Below are 16,703 nucleotides of genomic sequence, written 5' to 3'. Positions count from 1 at the left end.
GAGTTGGCAACGCGTTGCCAACTCGGCCGACGGGAGTGACGTCTCGGCCGACCTAGCTGACGTCTCGGCGAGGGGGTCAGCCGGCGCAGGCTCCGGTGTCGACGGCAGCGGTCTGGGAGCGAGCCTCGCGGGCGATCTCGATGACCTGGTCGGTGGTGAGGGCGTAGCCGGTCTCGGAGTCGGTGACCGAGGCGGCGAAGACGACGCCGACGACGTCACCCTCGGAGTCGACGATGGGGCCTCCGGAGTTGCCGGGGCGGATGAGGCTGCGTACGGAGTAGACGTCTCGGATGACGGTGCCGACGCCGTAGATGTCGGGCGAGCGGAGACGCTGCTCGGCACGGATACGACCGGGCTGTACGTCGAAGGGGCCGTCCTGCGGATAGCCCAGGACGGCGATCGGGTCCTCGGCGCCGGCGGTGCGATCGAACTCGAGGCGCTCGAGGTTTCCGCCACCCTCGAACTTCAGGACCGCAATGTCGATCTCGGGGTCGTAGTGGACGACCTTGGCGTCGTTGGCGCCGTCACCGACGATGACGTTGGGGTCATCGACGCCGGCGACGACGTGGGCGTTGGTCATCAGGTAGCCGCGGCCGATGACGAATCCGGTGCCCTCGACACCCTTGCCGCACTCATTGGCACCGCGGATCTTGAGGACGGACTCGCCGGCGCGTACGACATCGGGGTCGGTGAGCATCCGCCGCGGACCGGGTCCGACCTCGACGATCCGCTCGCTGGCGAACGGCTCCAGATAGCGCGGGAAGAACGAGGTGCCGACAACGTCGTTGAACGCGCTCAGAGCGCGGTCGGCAGGCGACGGCATGATCGAGTCGACCTTGGCCAGGATCGCCGAGCCACGCACCGCGGGCGTGAGCCCGTTGATCTGTGCCCCCGAGACCGCGACCCCGAGAGCCCAGGCGACGACCAGCACGGCCGCCGCGCTGAGCAGCGATCCACCGAGCGCATCGACGATCCGGGCCGGCTGCCAGGTGATCTCGTCCCGCACGCGTACGCCGCCGTATTGCAGCACCGCCTGCCCGATGGACGCACACGCGATCACGACGAACAGAGCGCCGAGCGAGACCCACAACGACGGAGCCGCGCTACCGAGCACCTTCGGTGCCAACCAGATGCCGATGAAGCCACCGAGCAGCAGTCCGCCGGTCGCGAAGGCGCCGGTGATGAAGCCCTGCCAATAGCCCGAGAGCGCGTAGGCCGCGACGAGGATGATCAGGATCCAGTCAAGAAAGTTCACGGCTGATTCCGTTCGCGTCCCTGGAACATGTATTCGGGCAACTCCTTGATCGGGGCGTCCGGAATCTCCGTGATCCACCCGAGATAGGTGAAGAAACGGCTGATGATTCCACCTGTGAAGCCCCAGAGGATGACATCCTTCTCCGGTCCGATCAAGAACGCGGGCATCAGCCATCCACTACGGCCCGGTGCGCCGACCTGGATCCGGTGAGCCGGGTCGATGAGATCGGACAACGGCACCCGGTAGACGGCGTGCACCTCTTCGACCGAGCGCGTGGTGACCGGAGACGGCTCCCGCCACCACCCGATGATCGGCACCACCGCGTGATTGGAGAACGGGATCCACAGCGCCGGAAGGCGGCCGACCACGTCGACCCCGGCCGGGTCGAGCCCGGTCTCCTCCCAGGCCTCCCGCAGCGCTGCCTCCTCGGCGGTCTCCCCCGGATCGAGCCGGCCGCCGGGGAACGAGACCTGGCCCGGATGCGACCGCATCGTGTGCGAACGCTCGGTCAGCAGCAGATCGGGACCCGAGGGCCCTTCGCCGAAGAGCAACAGTACGGCTGACTCGCGGGCGCTGCCGTCGGCCGGCGGCAGGAACTGTGAGATGTCCTCGCCCTGGATCTGCCGCGCCGCCTCGACGATCTCGTCGAACCACTCCGGCCGCGTCCCGTTGGCCGCCTGGCGCTCGCTCACAGCTCGATCCCCAGCTTCTTCTCGACGAGCTCCTTCACCTGGGCCGCACTGGTCATGCCACCCATCTGCAGCAGCTCGACCTCGCCGGAGGAGGACAGGACGTACGTCGCCGGCACCGCCCGCGCTGTGAGCGGCCCGCCCTGCAGCTCACCGCCTGGATCGGCGTACATCGGGAAGGTCACCCCTCGCGAGATCGCCTCCTCGAGCGCGACTCCTGGGACGGTGTCCATGACGTCGATGCCGATCACCGGCACCTCGTCGCCGTAGGTCTCGTAGAAGCTCTGCAGCGCGGGCATCTCCTCCTTGCAGGGCGCGCAGAAGCCCTGGAAGAGGTTGATCACCATCGGCCCCTCGAACGAGGCGAGGTCGGCGAACTCGCCCCCGCCGAGGCAAGGCAGCACGATCGACGGCAGTCCACCGTCGCTCGCGGGGCCTTCCTCACAGGCCTCCACCTTCGACGCCCTCTTGGCCGCCACCATCTCCGCGGTGGCGACGTTGACCTTGGAGGACGGCTCGTCGGCCAGTGGCGCGCCGGACTGCCCGCCCCCGCTCGAGGAGTTGCCGCAACCGGCCAGGACGGCCAGCAGCAGGGCGGCTGCCGACGCGACCCGGGATCGTCTCCCCAGGGCACGAACCATCAGTTGCGGCCCTCCGTGCGGACCAGCTTGGCCGCGGCGACAGGGTCGGTCGGCCCTTCGCCGTACGCAGGGCACAGCTGCGACACCGGACAGGCGCCGCACGCGGGCTTCTGCGCGTGACAGATCCGCCGCCCGTGCCAGATGACGTGGTGGGACAGCATCGTCCAGTCCCGCTTCTCGAAGAGCGCGCCGACCTCGTGCTCGACCTTGACCGGGTCCTTCTCGGTCGTCCAACCGAAGCGCCGCGAGAGCCGCCCGAAGTGCGTGTCGACGGTGATCCCCGGCTTGCCGAAGGCGTTGCCGAGCACCACATTGGCGGTCTTTCGCCCGACACCGGGCAGCTTCACCAGCTGCTCCAGACGGTCGGGCACCTCGCCGTCGTACTCCTCCACCAGCACGGCGCTCAGCTTCAGCAGTGCCTCGGTCTTGGCACGGAAGAAGCCGAGCGGCCCGACGAGCTGCTCCAGGTGCTCCCGTGGCGCCGCCGCCATCTCCTTCGCGGACGGGTACGCCGCAAAGAGGGCCGGCGAGGCCAGGTTGACCCGCTTGTCCGTGGTCTGCGCGCTCAGCACGGTCACGACCAGGCACTCGAACGGATTGGTGAAGTCGAGCTCGGCCTTGGCATCCGGGTAGGTCTCACCGAGGACGCGGTCGATCCGACGGGCACGACGCACCAGACCCAGGCGCGTCTCAGTCGCAAACTTCTGGGCAGGCACGCAGCAAGGCTACGCGGCCGCACCGACAATCCCGATCCGGCCCGGAGGGCGGCTACCACAAACACCGCTCAACACATGCACTTTCTGCCCTTATCGGTGGGTGATGTGCACTTGTGAGACGTTCCACAGATAGGATTCCCGGTGTAATACCCGCGGATGTGGGGAAAATCCAGGAGGAATGGCCGCAATGGACAACGACGTACTCCGTCAGGCACCGCTCTTCAGCGCACTCGACGACGAGTCGATGACGGCCCTGCACGCCTCGATGGCAGAGTCGAAACTCCGCCGCGGAGAGGTGCTCTTTCACGAGGGCGACTCCGGCGACAAGCTGTACGTCGTGATCGACGGCAAGGTGAAGCTCGGCCGCACCTCGTCCGACGGCCGCGAGAACCTGCTCGCCATCATGGGCCCGGGCCAGATGTTCGGTGAGCTCTCGCTCTTCGACCCCGGCCCCCGCTCGGCCACCGTCACCGCGGTCACCGACTCCGCCTTCGCGAGCCTGTCGCACGAGGACCTCCTGAAGTGGCTCGAGGGCCGCCCGGTCGTCGCCCGCGGCCTGCTCGCCCAGCTGGCCGGCCGCCTCCGCAAGGCCAACGACGTCGTCGCCGACCTCGTCTTCTCCGACGTCCCCGGCCGTGTCGCGAAGGCCCTGCTCGACCTCGCCGACCGCTTCGGTCGCACCGCCGACGACGGCGTCCACGTCCACCACGACCTCACCCAGGAGGAGCTCGCCCAGCTCGTCGGCGCCTCCCGCGAGACGGTCAACAAGGCCCTGGCCGACTTCGCCAGCCGCGGCTGGCTCCGCCTCGAGCCCCGTTCGGTCGTGATCATGGACATTGAGCGCATGGCCCGCCGCGCCCGCTGATCTGGGCGTCCAGATTCGTACTCAGCGCTCAGGCCGGCGCTTCTGAGGATGGAGCGTCTCGTGACGGGCGAGCATCGCGACGTACTCCTCGATCCTGCGCGCCCGCGCGGCCTCGGTCTTCAGCGAGGTGATGCGGTGATAGAGGGCGTAGCGGTTCTGTGAGGTGAGGACGTCGTACATCGCCTGTGCCTCGGGCACCGCGGCGATCGCGGCGAGGAGGTCTGGCGGGGTCTCGGCGGTGGCCGGACCGGCGTACGCCGCCTCCCACCGCCCATCCGCCTTCGCCGCCTCCACAGCGGCCCGCCCGGCGGCGGTCATCCGGCCCTCGCGCTCGAGACGGTCGATGTGCTCGACGTTCCTCAGGGACCAGCGGCTCTTCGGTCCGCGCGGGGTGAACCGCTGGAACGACGACTGCTCGTCGCGCCGACGGGCCTGGCCGTCGATCCAGCCGAAGCAGAGCGCTTCGTCAAGCGCGGTCTGCCAGGTCAGCGTGGTCAGCGTGCCGCCCTTCTTGGTCAGCACCAGCCAGACCGCGGAAGTGTCGGCATGGTGCTCCTCCAGCCAGGCCCGCCACGCGGGCGGATCGGGAAGCAGGAGCTCGGCTCCGGACAGGATCGCCATGAGCCGAACAGTAGGCCTCAGCGCTCGGCGAGGTAAGCCAATTGCGCTCGCACCGAGAGCTCGGCGGCGCCCCAGAGGACCTGGTCGACGTCGGCGTACACGATCTCGACGATCGCTCTCGGATCAGCGTCGGCCGGAGTGACGCCGAGCCCGGCCACAGCGTCCGTGACCTGTCCGAGGCGTTCGCGGCGGTGAGCGATGTAGTAGTCCAGCGCGCCGAGGGCGTTCCCGATGACCGGGCCGTGGCCGGGCCAGACGTTGCCGACACCATGCTCGGAGGCGAGCGCGTGGAGACGGTCGAGCGAGTCCAGATAGGCCCCCAGCTCTCCGTCGGGGTGGGCGACGACCGTGGTTCCCCGCCCGAGGACCGTGTCGCCGGTCAGGACGGCGCCGTCGGCGGGCAGCCAGAATGACAGCGAGTCCGAGGTGTGGCCGGGAGTTCCGACGACGCGGATCTCCAGGCCGTCGACCTCGATGACGTCACCGTCGCCGAGGCCCTCGGTCCCGAGCCGGTATTCAGGATCAAGAGCGCGTACGCCGGCCCCGACCCGCTCCGCGAAGGCCCGTGCCGCCTCGGAGTGGTCGTAGTGATGGTGGGTCAGCAGCACGGTCGCCACCTCACCTGCGGCCTCCGCGACGGCATCGAGATGCCCCTCGTCGAGAGGCCCCGGGTCGATCACGACCGACCGGCGCGCGCCGGGCTCACGCAGCACCCAGGTGTTGGTGCCGTCGAGGGACATGATCCCCGGGTTGGGCGCGAGGATGCACTGCCCGCGCTCGCCGAAGACCCCGCCTGACCAGGACTCGTTCATGAGCGCTTCCTTCCGGCGACGAGAGTGGTGTGCAGAGGCATCATCGACAGGATGTGGCCGCCGTCGACCTCGGTCACGGCGGGCGTGAACATCGTCAGCACGCGCTCCGCGGCGACGGCGAGGACCTCGTCCTCCGACCCGATCGAGGTGACCTCGAGACAGTTGAGGTAGGTCGGCGGCATCATCGCCAGCTCGCCGGCCTCGACCTGGGCGACCGCCTCGGCGGTGCTCAGCCAGAGCACCGAGGACGACTCGCTGGACACGTCGCGCGTCACCTGCCCCTCGGGGAGGCGCGCCACGAAGAACCAGGTCGCGAAGCGCTTCGGCTCGAAGACGGGCGTCGTCCAGGCCGCCCATGGCCCGAGCAGGTCCGTACGCAGCACCAGCCCGCGCCTGGTCAGCAGCTCGGTCAACGACAACGAGCGTGACTCCAGGGCGGCCCGGTCGGCCTCCCAGTCGTCGCCCGAGACGTCGTCGACGACGGAATCGCCCGAGGCTCCCGCGAGCAGCACCCCGGACTCCTCGAACGTCTCCCGCACCGCCGCGGCGACCAGCGCCCGCGCGCGGGACTCGTCGACCCCGAGCCGCCGCGCCCACTCACCGGCGGACGGCCCGGCCCAGCAGGAGTCGGGCAGCTCGGCGTCGCGTACGTCCACGCCGCCGCCGGGAAAGACAGCCATCCCGGCGGCGAAACCCATCGTCAGCTGCCGACGGAGCAGGTAGACCTCTGGGCCGGAAGAGGATCCGGCGTCGGAACCCGGCCGCAGCAGCAGCACCGTCGCCGCGTCGCGCGGCTCGACCGGGGTGTGTACGCCATCGGCGTACTCCCCGGCCAAAGCCACGATGTCGTCACCAAGCCGGACAGGGGGGATCGGGATTCGCACGCTCGTCACTGTAGCGACGGTCACACCTGCGCCCTCCCCCATCCCAGACTCAGATCTCGACGATGATCTCCACCTCGACGGGGGCGTCGAGCGGCAGGACGGACACGCCGACGGCGGAACGGGTGTGGCGTCCGGCGTCACCGAAGACCTTGCCGAGCAGCTCGGAAGCACCGTTGGCGATGCCCGGCTGGCTGGTGAAGTCAGGGGTGGAGGCGACGAAGCAGGTCACCTTGACGACCCGCTTGACCAGCGACAGATCGCCGATCTCGGCCTTCACCGCGGCGAGCGCGTTGAGCGCGCACTGCTGAGCGGCCGCCACGCCCTCCTCGGGCGAGACCTCGCCACCGAGCTTGCCGGTGGACAGCAGCGCGCCGTCCTTCATCGGCAACTGCCCGGAGGTGAAGATGTAGTCGCCGGTGCGAAGCGCCGGAATGTAGGCCGCCACCGGCGGCACGACGTCCGGCACGCTCAGCCCGAGCTCCGCGAGGACCTCCTCGGGGCCGCTCACTCGGAGACCGCCCGCTTGAAGAAGCCGACGTAGTTGCCGGTGCCGTTGTCGAGGATGGAGACGAGCTCCCACCCGTCGGCACCGAAGTTGTTGAGAATCTGCGCCGCAGCGTGGTTGAGGATCGGCGCTACCTGGTACTCCCACTTGGTCATATCGGCACCCTACTTCGCGGGCCGGCGGACGGGTCTCCCGGCGAGATGGTTTGACCTTCCAACTGAGGTCCCGGCCCACTATGGTCAGGTCCGTGACTTCCGCAGAGCAGCTGAAGACGTACGTCGACGCCTGGTGGTCCTCCGTCCAGGACCTCCTCACACTCCTGGAGGAGCTCTCCGAGACCGACTGGGACCAGCCGACCGACCTCCCCGGCTGGGACGTACGCGCCATCGCCTCCCATGTCGCTCACCTCGAGGGCCTCACCGCCGGCGCACCCCGCGAGGACGCCTCCGTGCCCGAGTCCACCCACATCAAGTCGCCGATGGGTCAGTTCACCGAGATCGGCGTGATCACCCGACGCGACGCCGCGCCGTCGAGCATCATCGACGAGATCCGCCGCTACACCGCCGTCCGTCACGACGAGCTGCTCGCCTCTCCGCCCGAGGACCCCGCGGCGCCGGCGTCCGGCATCTTCGGTGCGCTCGGGTGGACGACCGGCAAGCTGCTCCGCAACCGGCCGCTCGACCTCTGGCTGCACGAGCAGGACATCCGCCGCGCCACCGGCCGCCCGGGAAACCTCGACAGCCCCGGCGCCCTCCACACCGCCGACTACCTCCTCGAAGGTGTCGGGTTCGTGCTCGCCAAGAAGGCCGCCTGCGCCCCCGGCACCTCCGTGGTCGTCGAGGTCGAGGGCCACGCGCCCTACGCCTTCACCGTCACCAAGGAGGGCAAGGGAGTCCCGGTGGCCGACCCGGTCACCGCGCCCACCGTCACGCTCTCCACGGACCGGGAGACGTACGTCCTCCTCACCGGCGGCCGCGCCTCCGGCGACCCCGCCAAGGTCGAGATCAGCGGTGACACCGCCATCGGCACCAAGATCGTCGAGAACCTCAACATCACCCCCTGATCGCGCGACCCCGTTAAAGTCACTTCCATGAGTTCTGACTGGCCCCACGTGCAGCTGCATGTGGTGACCGGCAAGGGCGGCACGGGCAAGTCGACGGTGGCTGCGGCCCTGGCGCTCGGGCTGGCCTCCCACGGGCAGAACGTCCTGCTGTGTGAGGTCGAGGGCCGCCAGGGCGTGGCGCGGATGTTCGACGTCGACCCGCTGCCCTACGCCGAGACCCGCATCGCAACCGGTCTGCGGCTGCGGGCGCGATCCGGGGCCGACGCCGAGCCGGGCAACGTCTACGCCCTGCACATCGCCCCGGAGGAAGCCCTCCTTGAGTACCTCAAGATGTACTACAAGCTCGGCCCGGCCGGCCGCGCCCTCGACCGCTTCGGCGTGATCGAGTTCGCGACCACGATCGCGCCCGGGGTCAGGGACGTCCTGCTCACCGGCAAGCTCTTCGAGGCCGTCCAGCGCAACAGTCGCAACAAGGGCGCCCGGACCTACGACGCAGTCGTGCTGGACGCTCCCCCGACCGGCCGGATCACGAGCTTCCTCAACGTGTCCGAGTCCGTCGCGGGCCTGGCCAAGGTCGGCCCGATCAAGAACCAGGCCGACACGATGATGACCCTGTTCCGCTCCCGGCGCACCGCGGTCCATCTGGTCACGCTGCTGGAGGAGATGCCGGTCCAGGAGACCGCCGACGGCATCAGCGAGCTGCGCGCCGCCGGGCTCCCCGTCGGCGGCGTCATCGTCAACCAGGTGCGTCCCCGCGACCTGCCCGACACTGCCCTCGACCCCGCGCTCGCCGGCACCCTCGACGACGAGCTGATCGCGGAAGACCTCAAGCGCGCCGGCGTCGAACCCGACCCCGCCCTCATCTCCGCCCTCGCCGTCGAGGCCAAGGAGTACGCCGAGCGCCGAGCCCTCGAGGACGCCCAGCGCGGCCTCGTCGCCGACCTCGGCGTCCCGACCTACGAGCTCAACCGGATCGCCGGCGGGATCGACATCGGCGGGCTCTACGAGCTGGCCGCCGAGCTCAAGGACCAGGGGCTGGCATGACGTCGCATCCACGTGTCGGCCCGCTGGCCGCCCACGCCGACCACACCCACGCCCTCGAGGTGGACCGGCTGCTCGACGACCGCGACACCCACATCATCGTCTGCTGCGGCAGCGGCGGCGTGGGCAAGACGACGACGTCGGCCGCGCTCGCGCTCAGAGCGGCCGAGCGCGGACGCAAGGTCGTGGTGCTGACGATCGATCCGGCGCGACGCCTCGCCCAGTCGATGGGCATCGAGCGGCTCGACAACACGCCCCGCCCCGTTCCCGGAATCGGCCCGGGCCGGCTCGACGCGATGATGCTCGACATGAAGCGCACCTTCGACGAGGTGGTCGAGTCGCAGGCCAGCCCCGAGAAGGCGCAGCAGATCCTCAGCAACCAGTTCTACATCGCGCTGAGCTCGAGCTTCGCGGGCACGCAGGAATACATGGCGATGGAGAAGCTCGGCCAGATCTACCGCGACGCCTTCGCCCACAACGGCGGCAACGGCGACTACGACCTGATCATCGTCGACACGCCCCCGAGCCGCAGCGCCCTCGACTTCCTCGACGCACCTGAGCGCCTCTCCAGCTTCCTCGACGGGCGCTTCCTGCGCCTGATGCTGGCCCCGGCGAAGGGCCCGGTCAGGCTGATGTCGGCCGGGATCAACATCGTCACCAACGCGCTCAAGAAGGTCCTCGGCGGGCAGATGCTCACCGACCTGCAGACCTTCGTGACCGCGCTCGACACCGTCTTCGGTGGGTTCCGGCAACGGGCCCAGGAGACGTACGCACTGCTTCAGGCCGACGAGACCGCTTTCCTCGTGATCGCTGCCCCCGAGCCCGACGCGCTCCGGGAGGCCGCCTACTTCGTCGAGCGGCTCTCCGGCGACCGGATGCCGCTCCAGGGCCTGGTCGTCAACCGGGCGACCCTGCCTGACGACGCATCGCTCACCGCAGCCGCGGCCGGGGCCGCCTCGGAGCGCCTCCCCGACGCGCCGCTCACCGCCGGACTGCTGCGGCTCCACGCCGACCGCGCACTCCTGGTCGAACGCCAGAGCCAGCTGCGCGAGCGCTTCGCGGTCGCCCACCCGCAGGTGCCGACCGCCGTCGTGCCGGCGCTGCCCGGAGACGTACACGATCTCGACGGGCTCCGCGAGATCGGCCGGCTGCTGGCCCGGGGCTGAGCACCTGGAAACGGCGTCGAGCCAGGACGTACGAAACATACGTCCTGGCTCAGACCAAGATCTTCAGCGACCCACTCGAGTAGGGGACGAGTGGTCACTCCACAGAGGCACGGGTGCGCGCGGCCTCGAGGACGGCGCGCCAGGAGGCGTTCGGGCTGCGGCGGAGCAGCGCCCGACGCTCGCGCTCGGTCATGCCGCCCCAGACACCCCACTCGATCTGGTTGTCGAGCGCCTCGGCCAAGCATTCGGTGCGGACTACGCAGCCGGAGCAGACCATCTTGGCCTTGTTCTGCTCGGCTCCACGTACGAAGAGCTCGTCGGGCTCGTTCTCACGACAAGCGGCCTGTAGCGACCATTCATCAACCCACATGGTGTGCCATCCCTTCATCGGAGCGCTTCGCCCTCCCCATATTGATGACGTGGCGCCCGTGCGGACTAAAGGTTAAGGACTCGACCCGGTCGAGTGACACACCCTTCTGACCCAAAGTACGTAGTTCGAAATGACTAGAAGGGGTCCTAGGACCCGTTTCTGGCTCCCTGTCCGGCTCCGATTACGAATCATGTGCTATTAGCCGCGATCACTTACGATGACCAGCATGTCTTCGCCGTCGCTGCGCCCGCAGACCGTGCTCAAGCATCTCGCCGTCATGTGCGGGGTCGCAGCCGTCCTCGGCGTGGTCGCCGCGGGTCTCGCCATTCCCTTCGCCGGTGTGGCTGGGATCGCGGCCAAGGAGACCGCCGAGAAGATGGACTCGCTGCCGCAGGCCTTCGAGGTCGACGACATGTCCCAGACGACCAAGATCGTCGACCGCAAGGGCAACCTGATCACGACGCTCTACGACCAGAACCGCGTCTACCGCCCTCTCGACCAGATCTCGCCCAACATGTCGAAGGCGCTCCTGGCGATCGAGGACTACCGCTTCTACCAGCACGGCGCGATGGACCTCAAGGGCACGTTGCGCGCGCTGGTCACCAACCAGGCGAGCGACTCGGTGCAGGGTGGTTCCTCGATCACCCAGCAGCTGGTGAAGACGACGCTGGTCTACTCCGCGAAGACCGAGGCCGAGCGCAAGGCGGCGATCGAGAAGTCGACCGCCCGCAAGATCCGCGAGCTGCGCTACGCGATCGCGCTGGAGGAGAAGCACTCCAAGGACTGGATCCTCGAGCGCTACCTCAACGCGGCCTACTTCGGCGACGGCGCCTACGGCGTCCAGGCGGCCGCCAAGCACTACTTCAACGTCAACGCCTCCGAGCTCAACTGGCAGCAGTCGGCGATGCTGGCCGGGATGGTGAAGAACCCGACCGGGTACGACCCGACCAACTACCCCGACGCCACCATCGCCCGCCGCAACGTCGTCGTCGACCGGATGGCCGCGCTCAAGGTCGTCTCCCGCCCCGAGGCGGAGAAGCTGAAGGACGCCAGCCTCGGCCTGAACGTCCAGAAGCAGCGCAACGGCTGCCTCGGATCCTCCGCGGAGTTCTTCTGCGACTACGTGCTCAACTGGCTCCTCAAGGACCCCTCCTTCGGCGAGACGGAGGCCGACCGGCTAGCACTCATCAGGTCCAGCGGTCTGACCATCAAGACCACCTTGGACCAGCGCTTCCAGGACGCTGCTCAGGCATCCGTCGAAGACCACGTCGACTCCACTGACGACGCGATCGGCGCGCTTGCCATGGTCGAGCCCGGCACTGGCAGGGTGCGTGGACTCGCCCAATCCCGACCGATGGGCGACAAGCGGAAGAAGGGTCAGTCCTACCTCAACTACATGGTCCCCACTCAGTACGGTGACTCTGCCGGGTTCCAAGCCGGGTCGACGTTCAAACCGTTCGTTCTGACTGCTGCGATCGAGCAGGGCTTTCCGCTCAAGCAGCAGATCAACTCGCCTGAGAAGCTGACCCTCGACCAGTCATCGTTCGCCCCTTGCCCTGGCGACGGCAAGTTCAACGGCCCCTGGCCCGTCAGCAATTCGACCACCTCAGGGATGAAGGACGCCTACACCGGCACGCGAGAGTCCGTGAACACCTTCTACGCACAGCTCACTCAGATCACTGGATTCTGTGCCCCCTACAAGATGGCCCAGAAGATGGGCGTTCAGCTCGACGCTCCGTTCGGGCGCGACAAGGAGACAGGAGCTGCCTGCAAGTCCGCCCAGACCGGCTGCACCAACGGTGAGCGAGTGCCGTCCTTCGCCCTCGGCGTCACCAGCGTGAGCCCGCTCGAGATGGCGGAGGCGTACGCAACCTTCGGCGCTCGCGGCAAACACTGCGACTCGGTCCCGGTGAACGAGATTCTTGATGCCAACGAGAAGGTGATCAAGACCTACAAGCCGACCTGCAAGCAGGTCATGGCCGAGGGCACTGCCGATGCTGTCAACGACATCCTTCGAGGTCTCATCGAAGGCGGCTTCGCAAGTAACCAGGCACTCTCGGTGCCAGCTGCCGGCAAGACCGGCACCATCAACGGCAACATGGCCGTCTGGTTCATGGGATACACACCGAAGCTGGCCACTGCCGCGATGGTCGCCGGCGCCAACTACGACGGCACCTGGAAGACTCTCAACGGGCAGTACGTCGGTGGGTCCTACATCGGAGAGGCTTCCGGCTCAGCCGTCGCCGCGCCGATGTGGGGCGATGCGATGAAGGTCATCGACAAGTACCTCAAGTACCAGGACTTCCACGAAGTCGACCCGAAGGTGATCGCGGGCAATACGGTCGATGTCCCCTGGACCGGCGGAATGACGGTCGAGAAGGCCACGAAGGTCCTGCGAAGCGCAGGCTTCCAGGTCCAGGTCGGCCCTGAGGCCCACTCCGAGTACGACCCCGGCCTGGTCGCCTTCACCACTCCGTCCGGCGAGGCCGCCGAAGGGTCGCCGGTCACGATCTACACCTCCCTGGGCCCGGAGCCGAAGCCCGATCCCAAGCCCAAGAAGAAGCAGCCTGAGAAGAAGCCCGGCCGCGGTGACGACGAGAAGCCGGCCGCGGTCGAAGAAGAGCCCGACTTCGGTTGGGAATGGCCGACCGGCTGACACCGAGAACACCAAACGACTGTGGCCCCACCGAATCCGGTGGGGCCACAGTCGTTCTCGGATCGCCGTCAGGCGAGCTGCTTGCGCACTTCGGCGGCCACCGCGCCGCCGTCGGCACGACCCTTGGTCTGCGGGGTCAGGACGCCCATCACCTTGCCCATCCCCTTCATGCCGAGATCGGCGGCGCCGGTCTCGGCGATGGCCTTGCTGACCAGGTCGGAGATCTCCTCGGCGCTCAGCTGAGCGGGCAGGTACTCGGTGATCACCGCGGCCTCCGCGGTCTCCTTCTCGGCCTGCTCGGCGCGACCGCCGTCGGCGAAGGCCGTGGCCGCCTCGCGGCGCTTCTTGGCCTCGCGGGTGAGGATCGTGATGATCTCGTCGTCGGTGAGCTCCTTGGCCTCCTTGCCGGCGACCTCGGCCTCGGTGATCGAGGCCATGACCATGCGCAGCGTCCCGGCGCGCTCCTTGTCACGGGCCTTCATCGCGGAGGTCAGGTCGGTCCTCAGCTGGTCCTTCAGAGTGCTCATGGAACCCATTGTGGCAGGGTTGAGCCATGCGGCTCGCCTCAGTAATCGGCCCGGTGGTCGGCACAGCCCTCGGCACCGGGCTCGCCACCGGCGCGGCCATGACGGCGTACGCCTTGTGGGAGGCCCGTCAGTACACGCTGCGCCACGTCGGACTGCCGGTGCTCCCCGAGGGCGCGGACCCGCTGCGGGTGCTACATCTCTCCGACATGCATGTGGTCCCGTCGCAGCACAAGAAGCTCGACTGGATCGCGTCGCTGGCGTCGCTGAAGCCGGACCTGGTCGTCGACACCGGTGACAACCTGGCCCATCAGCGGGCGGTGCCGTCGATCGTCAACGCTCTCGGCACGCTGCTCGACGTACCTGGCGTCTTCGTGCACGGTTCCAACGACTACTACGAGCCGCGGCTGCGCAACCCGATCGGCTACCTGCTGCCCGACAACGGCAAGCGGCAGACGAACGTGCCCCAGCTGCCCTGGCGTGACCTGTCCGCGTCCTTCACCAAGGCCGGCTGGCTGGACCTCACCAACACGCGCTCGTCGTTGACCGTCAAGGGCATCGAGCTCGCCTTCGCGGGGGTCGACGACCCCCACCTCCGCCTCGACGACCTGTCCGCGGTCGCCGGCCCCGCGGACCCGTCCGCGGACGTACGCCTCGGGGTCGCGCACGCTCCCTATCTGCGGGTCCTGGACCAGTTCACCGCGGACGGCTACGACGCGATCCTGGCCGGTCACACCCACGGCGGCCAGATCTGCCTGCCGGGCGGGCGAGCTCTGGCCACCAACTGCGATCTCGACCCCGCCCGGGTACGCGGCCTGCACACGCACACCCACGGCGGACGGCAAGCGTGGCTGCACGTATCGGCCGGCCTCGGCACCTCGCCCTACACCCGGATCCGCATCGCCTGCCGCCCCGAGGCGACCCTCCTGACGCTCACCCCGCGCGGGGCGTCTCGTCGGTAGAGGTCGGGCGAGCAGGGCTGCCGTCGCGAGCATCGTTCCAGTGCGTGCCCGGCAAGGCGGAGGAGGGAGGCGGCCCGGGGTTGGCCGTCGACCGACGACAACGCAGCCGGGTGCGTGCTGGGGCGCCGCGCAGCAGGCTGCCCCTGCTCGCCCGACCTCTTCGGCCCGATTACGGATCGGGGAAGTCTCTGGGCTATGCTCATTCCTCGTTGGACCGTTTGTTCGGTGCAGCATTCGGGTTGTAGCGCAGCTTGGTAGCGCACCTCGTTCGGGACGAGGGGGCCGCAGGTTCAAATCCTGTCAACCCGACATAGAGCTCAGGCTCGGAGATCACAAGATCTCCGAGCCTGAGCCCGTTTTCGAGGCAGTAGGGTCGACGCCATGAGCTTCGACACGCGCAACGGCACCCGCGGCGCCAGGCAGCCCTCGGCCAACCTCCTCCTCAAGCTCGGCAACAAGCTGATGATGCGCCGCGCCCGCAAGAGCAACACCACGACGGCCGGGATGCGGCTGCTCGTGCTCACCACGATCGGCAAGAAGAGCGGCGAGCCCCGCTCGTCGCCGCTGGCCTGGTTCCCGGGGGACGACGGCACCTGGCTGGTCGTCGCCTCCGCCGGCGGGGCGGCGAAGAACCCGGCGTGGTACTACAACCTCGCCGCCAACCCCGACCGGGTCACCATCGAGCTCGGCGGCGAGACCATCCCGGTGGTCGCCGAGCAGCTGCACGGCGAGGAACGCGCCCGCGCGTGGGCTGCGATCGTCGAGTCGGCCGCCAACTTCGGGACGTACGAGGAGAAGACCGACCGCGAGATCCCGGTCGTCCGTCTCACTCGCGCCTGAGTTCAAATGTGACGCGCGACATGCGAAACTGCCCCTCATGAGCAACGACCCCGCCGACAAGCTCGCCGCGCCGTCGTTCGGTTTCAAGAAGAAGCGTGGGGGCACGAAGCCGGCGAACGCCAAGCCCGAGAAGACCCAGCCCTCGAAGACTCAGCCCCAGAAGACGCAGGCCCCGAAGACCCAGGCCCCGAAGGCTCGTGTCGAGAAGGCACCGGTCGAGAAGGCACCGGTCGAGACGGCCTCCGCTGAGAGGACCCAGGTGCTGGAGAAGACGGCACCACCCGTCGTAGCGCCCGAGCCGCCCGCGGAGAAGCCTGCGAAGAAGCAGAAGGCCCAGAAGGCGCAGAAGCCGCCCAAGCCCGCGAAGGAACCGAGGGCGCCCAAGCAGCCCAAGGATCCGAGCCAGCGACGGATCAACCTCAGCACGCCGTCGGGCTTGTCCGCGGCGGTCATGATCGGCGCCATCGTCGGCGCGTTCATGGCCCTGGCCGTCTGGTTCAGCGGCACCCTGAGCCAGTGGACGCGCGGCACCTCGTCGCTCGGCGACAAGGGTGCGATCATCCTGATCGCCGTCTTCGCCCTCGCGATCATCGTCGGCGGCTACCTCCTCCGCCTGGCCGGCGCCCGTTCCCCCTTCACGATCAGCTTCCTCGGCTCAGCACTCGTCGCCGTACTCTCGATGCTGTTCCTCACCGACCTCTTCGTCCACGCCTGGGCAGTGATTGTCGTCGTGATCCTCGCCGCCGCCGCGTACGCCCTCGCCTACTGGGTCACCACCAACTACATCGACTGACCCCGGGCCGAAGCGTCAGGTACGTCGGCCGAGGCGTCACCTACGTCGGGCGAGACGTCACCCGCGTCGGGCGAGACGTCACCTACGTCGGGCGAGACGTCACCCGCGTCGGGCGAGACGTCACCCGCGTCGGGCGAGACGTCACCTACGTCGGGCGAGACGTCACCTACGTCGGGCGAGACGTCACCTACGTCGGGCGAGACGTCACCTACGTCGGCGAGACGTCACCTACGTCGGCGAGACGTCAATCCCGTCGGCCGAGACGTCACCGTGGTGCCAACTCGGCCGACGGGATTGACG

At 68.6% G+C, this 16,703-nt stretch carries 19 protein-coding genes, 1 tRNA gene and 1 pseudogene; 10 read left to right on the top strand and 11 right to left on the bottom strand.

Going from position 1 to position 16,703, the window contains the following annotated elements:
- Positions 1–76 precede the first annotated feature (76 nt).
- Genes ACFWQC_RS27780 through nth form a run of 4 tightly spaced genes read right to left on the bottom strand, consistent with a single transcriptional unit; the run spans position 77 to position 3,301 of the window.
- Positions 77–1,255 (bottom strand): MarP family serine protease, encoded by a 1,179-nt coding sequence (locus ACFWQC_RS27780; protein WP_378685907.1) that lies wholly within the window; start codon positions 1,253–1,255, stop codon positions 77–79.
- Entirely contained in the window at positions 1,252–1,947 is a 696-nt protein-coding gene (locus ACFWQC_RS27775) for an NUDIX hydrolase (protein WP_378685904.1), read from the bottom strand. Before ACFWQC_RS27775 ends, ACFWQC_RS27780 begins: the two co-directional genes overlap by 4 nt.
- Positions 1,944–2,585 (bottom strand): TlpA family protein disulfide reductase, encoded by a 642-nt coding sequence (locus ACFWQC_RS27770; RefSeq protein WP_378685901.1) that lies wholly within the window; start codon positions 2,583–2,585, stop codon positions 1,944–1,946. Before ACFWQC_RS27770 ends, ACFWQC_RS27775 begins: the two co-directional genes overlap by 4 nt.
- Entirely contained in the window at positions 2,585–3,301 is a 717-nt protein-coding gene (gene nth, locus ACFWQC_RS27765; RefSeq protein WP_378685898.1) for an endonuclease III, read from the bottom strand. Before nth ends, ACFWQC_RS27770 begins: the two co-directional genes overlap by 1 nt.
- Positions 3,302–3,488: 187 nt before the next feature.
- On the opposite strand from nth, the gene ACFWQC_RS27760 reads away from it, so the two are divergent.
- Complete coding sequence (locus tag ACFWQC_RS27760; protein ID WP_008356269.1) at positions 3,489–4,166, top strand: Crp/Fnr family transcriptional regulator; 678 nt, start codon at positions 3,489–3,491, stop codon at positions 4,164–4,166.
- 21 nt (positions 4,167–4,187) lie between these two features.
- On the opposite strand, the gene ACFWQC_RS27755 is transcribed toward ACFWQC_RS27760, so the two are convergent.
- From ACFWQC_RS27755 to ACFWQC_RS27735, 5 genes are read right to left on the bottom strand one after another with little or no spacing between them, the layout of a single operon-like run.
- Positions 4,188–4,787: a YdeI family protein gene (locus tag ACFWQC_RS27755; protein ID WP_378685896.1), complete on the bottom strand. Its 600-nt coding sequence runs from the start codon at positions 4,785–4,787 to the stop codon at positions 4,188–4,190.
- A 17-nt stretch (positions 4,788–4,804) separates the two neighbouring features.
- A complete protein-coding gene (locus ACFWQC_RS27750; RefSeq protein WP_378685893.1) occupies positions 4,805–5,599 on the bottom strand; it encodes an MBL fold metallo-hydrolase in 795 nt (264 codons plus the stop codon).
- Entirely contained in the window at positions 5,596–6,483 is an 888-nt protein-coding gene (locus tag ACFWQC_RS27745) for an NUDIX hydrolase (RefSeq protein ID WP_378685890.1), read from the bottom strand. Before ACFWQC_RS27745 ends, ACFWQC_RS27750 begins: the two co-directional genes overlap by 4 nt.
- A gap of 49 nt (positions 6,484–6,532) precedes the next feature.
- Positions 6,533–6,991: a RidA family protein gene (locus ACFWQC_RS27740; RefSeq protein WP_378685887.1), complete on the bottom strand. Its 459-nt coding sequence runs from the start codon at positions 6,989–6,991 to the stop codon at positions 6,533–6,535.
- Complete coding sequence (locus tag ACFWQC_RS27735) at positions 6,988–7,143, bottom strand: DUF4177 domain-containing protein (RefSeq protein ID WP_141791386.1); 156 nt, start codon at positions 7,141–7,143, stop codon at positions 6,988–6,990. Before ACFWQC_RS27735 ends, ACFWQC_RS27740 begins: the two co-directional genes overlap by 4 nt.
- Positions 7,144–7,235: 92 nt before the next feature.
- Here ACFWQC_RS27735 and ACFWQC_RS27730 point away from each other — a divergent pair, with 92 nt between their 5' ends.
- From ACFWQC_RS27730 to ACFWQC_RS27720, 3 genes are read left to right on the top strand one after another with little or no spacing between them, the layout of a single operon-like run.
- The gene (locus ACFWQC_RS27730; protein ID WP_378685884.1) at positions 7,236–8,051 is read left to right on the top strand and encodes a maleylpyruvate isomerase family mycothiol-dependent enzyme; all 816 of its coding nucleotides are present in this window, start codon (positions 7,236–7,238) and stop codon (positions 8,049–8,051) included.
- Positions 8,052–8,078: 27 nt separating this feature from the next.
- Entirely contained in the window at positions 8,079–9,095 is a 1,017-nt protein-coding gene (locus tag ACFWQC_RS27725; protein ID WP_378685881.1) for an ArsA-related P-loop ATPase, read from the top strand.
- On the top strand, positions 9,092–10,258 hold the full coding sequence (locus ACFWQC_RS27720; RefSeq protein WP_378685879.1) for an ArsA family ATPase: 1,167 nt from the start codon (positions 9,092–9,094) through the stop codon (positions 10,256–10,258). Before ACFWQC_RS27725 ends, ACFWQC_RS27720 begins: the two co-directional genes overlap by 4 nt.
- 94 nt (positions 10,259–10,352) lie before the next feature.
- Here ACFWQC_RS27720 and ACFWQC_RS27715 read toward each other — a convergent pair whose 3' ends face one another.
- Complete coding sequence (locus tag ACFWQC_RS27715) at positions 10,353–10,628, bottom strand: WhiB family transcriptional regulator (protein ID WP_045548985.1); 276 nt, start codon at positions 10,626–10,628, stop codon at positions 10,353–10,355.
- Positions 10,629–10,854: 226 nt separating this feature from the next.
- Between ACFWQC_RS27715 and ACFWQC_RS27710 the strand changes: the two genes are divergently transcribed.
- Positions 10,855–13,284 (top strand): transglycosylase domain-containing protein, encoded by a 2,430-nt coding sequence (locus tag ACFWQC_RS27710; RefSeq protein WP_378685876.1) that lies wholly within the window; start codon positions 10,855–10,857, stop codon positions 13,282–13,284.
- Positions 13,285–13,352: 68 nt separating this feature from the next.
- Here ACFWQC_RS27710 and ACFWQC_RS27705 read toward each other — a convergent pair whose 3' ends face one another.
- Complete coding sequence (locus tag ACFWQC_RS27705) at positions 13,353–13,811, bottom strand: GatB/YqeY domain-containing protein (RefSeq protein WP_378685873.1); 459 nt, start codon at positions 13,809–13,811, stop codon at positions 13,353–13,355.
- 26 nt (positions 13,812–13,837) lie between these two features.
- Between ACFWQC_RS27705 and ACFWQC_RS27700 the strand changes: the two genes are divergently transcribed.
- From ACFWQC_RS27700 to ACFWQC_RS27680, 5 genes and pseudogenes are all read left to right on the top strand, one after another.
- Complete coding sequence (locus ACFWQC_RS27700; RefSeq protein WP_378685871.1) at positions 13,838–14,770, top strand: metallophosphoesterase; 933 nt, start codon at positions 13,838–13,840, stop codon at positions 14,768–14,770.
- A gap of 235 nt (positions 14,771–15,005) precedes the next feature.
- Positions 15,006–15,079: transfer RNA gene (locus ACFWQC_RS27695), tRNA-Pro, on the top strand.
- 72 nt (positions 15,080–15,151) lie between these two features.
- Positions 15,152–15,610, top strand: coding sequence for a nitroreductase/quinone reductase family protein (locus ACFWQC_RS27690; protein ID WP_378685868.1), 459 nt, complete (start codon positions 15,152–15,154; stop codon positions 15,608–15,610).
- 37 nt (positions 15,611–15,647) lie between these two features.
- Positions 15,648–16,403: a hypothetical protein gene (locus ACFWQC_RS27685; RefSeq protein ID WP_378685865.1), complete on the top strand. Its 756-nt coding sequence runs from the start codon at positions 15,648–15,650 to the stop codon at positions 16,401–16,403.
- 27 nt (positions 16,404–16,430) lie between these two features.
- Positions 16,431–16,703, top strand: a pseudogene (locus ACFWQC_RS27680) (hypothetical protein); the annotation flags it as partial.

Origin of the sequence: Nocardioides sp. NPDC058538 (assembly GCF_042719275.1) — a bacterium.
Classification (GTDB): Bacteria; Actinomycetota; Actinomycetes; order Propionibacteriales; family Nocardioidaceae; genus Nocardioides.
The sequence above is the reverse complement of the archived record's forward strand: the minus strand, read 5'-3'. Positions and strand labels throughout refer to the sequence as shown.

Coding starts and splice junctions, on each gene's coding strand:
- ACFWQC_RS27770 (WP_378685901.1), bottom strand. CDS start 2,585: ATGGTTCGTGCCCTGGGGAGACGATCCCGGGTCGCGTCGGCAGCCGCC.
- ACFWQC_RS27760 (WP_008356269.1), top strand. CDS start 3,489: ATGGACAACGACGTACTCCGTCAGGCACCGCTCTTCAGCGCACTCGAC.
- ACFWQC_RS27755 (WP_378685896.1), bottom strand. CDS start 4,787: ATGGCGATCCTGTCCGGAGCCGAGCTCCTGCTTCCCGATCCGCCCGCG.
- ACFWQC_RS27750 (WP_378685893.1), bottom strand. CDS start 5,599: ATGAACGAGTCCTGGTCAGGCGGGGTCTTCGGCGAGCGCGGGCAGTGC.
- ACFWQC_RS27735 (WP_141791386.1), bottom strand. CDS start 7,143: ATGACCAAGTGGGAGTACCAGGTAGCGCCGATCCTCAACCACGCTGCG.
- ACFWQC_RS27725 (WP_378685881.1), top strand. CDS start 8,079: ATGAGTTCTGACTGGCCCCACGTGCAGCTGCATGTGGTGACCGGCAAG.
- ACFWQC_RS27720 (WP_378685879.1), top strand. CDS start 9,092: ATGACGTCGCATCCACGTGTCGGCCCGCTGGCCGCCCACGCCGACCAC.
- ACFWQC_RS27715 (WP_045548985.1), bottom strand. CDS start 10,628: ATGTGGGTTGATGAATGGTCGCTACAGGCCGCTTGTCGTGAGAACGAG.
- ACFWQC_RS27710 (WP_378685876.1), top strand. CDS start 10,855: ATGTCTTCGCCGTCGCTGCGCCCGCAGACCGTGCTCAAGCATCTCGCC.
- ACFWQC_RS27705 (WP_378685873.1), bottom strand. CDS start 13,811: ATGAGCACTCTGAAGGACCAGCTGAGGACCGACCTGACCTCCGCGATG.
- ACFWQC_RS27700 (WP_378685871.1), top strand. CDS start 13,838: ATGCGGCTCGCCTCAGTAATCGGCCCGGTGGTCGGCACAGCCCTCGGC.
- ACFWQC_RS27690 (WP_378685868.1), top strand. CDS start 15,152: ATGAGCTTCGACACGCGCAACGGCACCCGCGGCGCCAGGCAGCCCTCG.
- ACFWQC_RS27685 (WP_378685865.1), top strand. CDS start 15,648: ATGAGCAACGACCCCGCCGACAAGCTCGCCGCGCCGTCGTTCGGTTTC.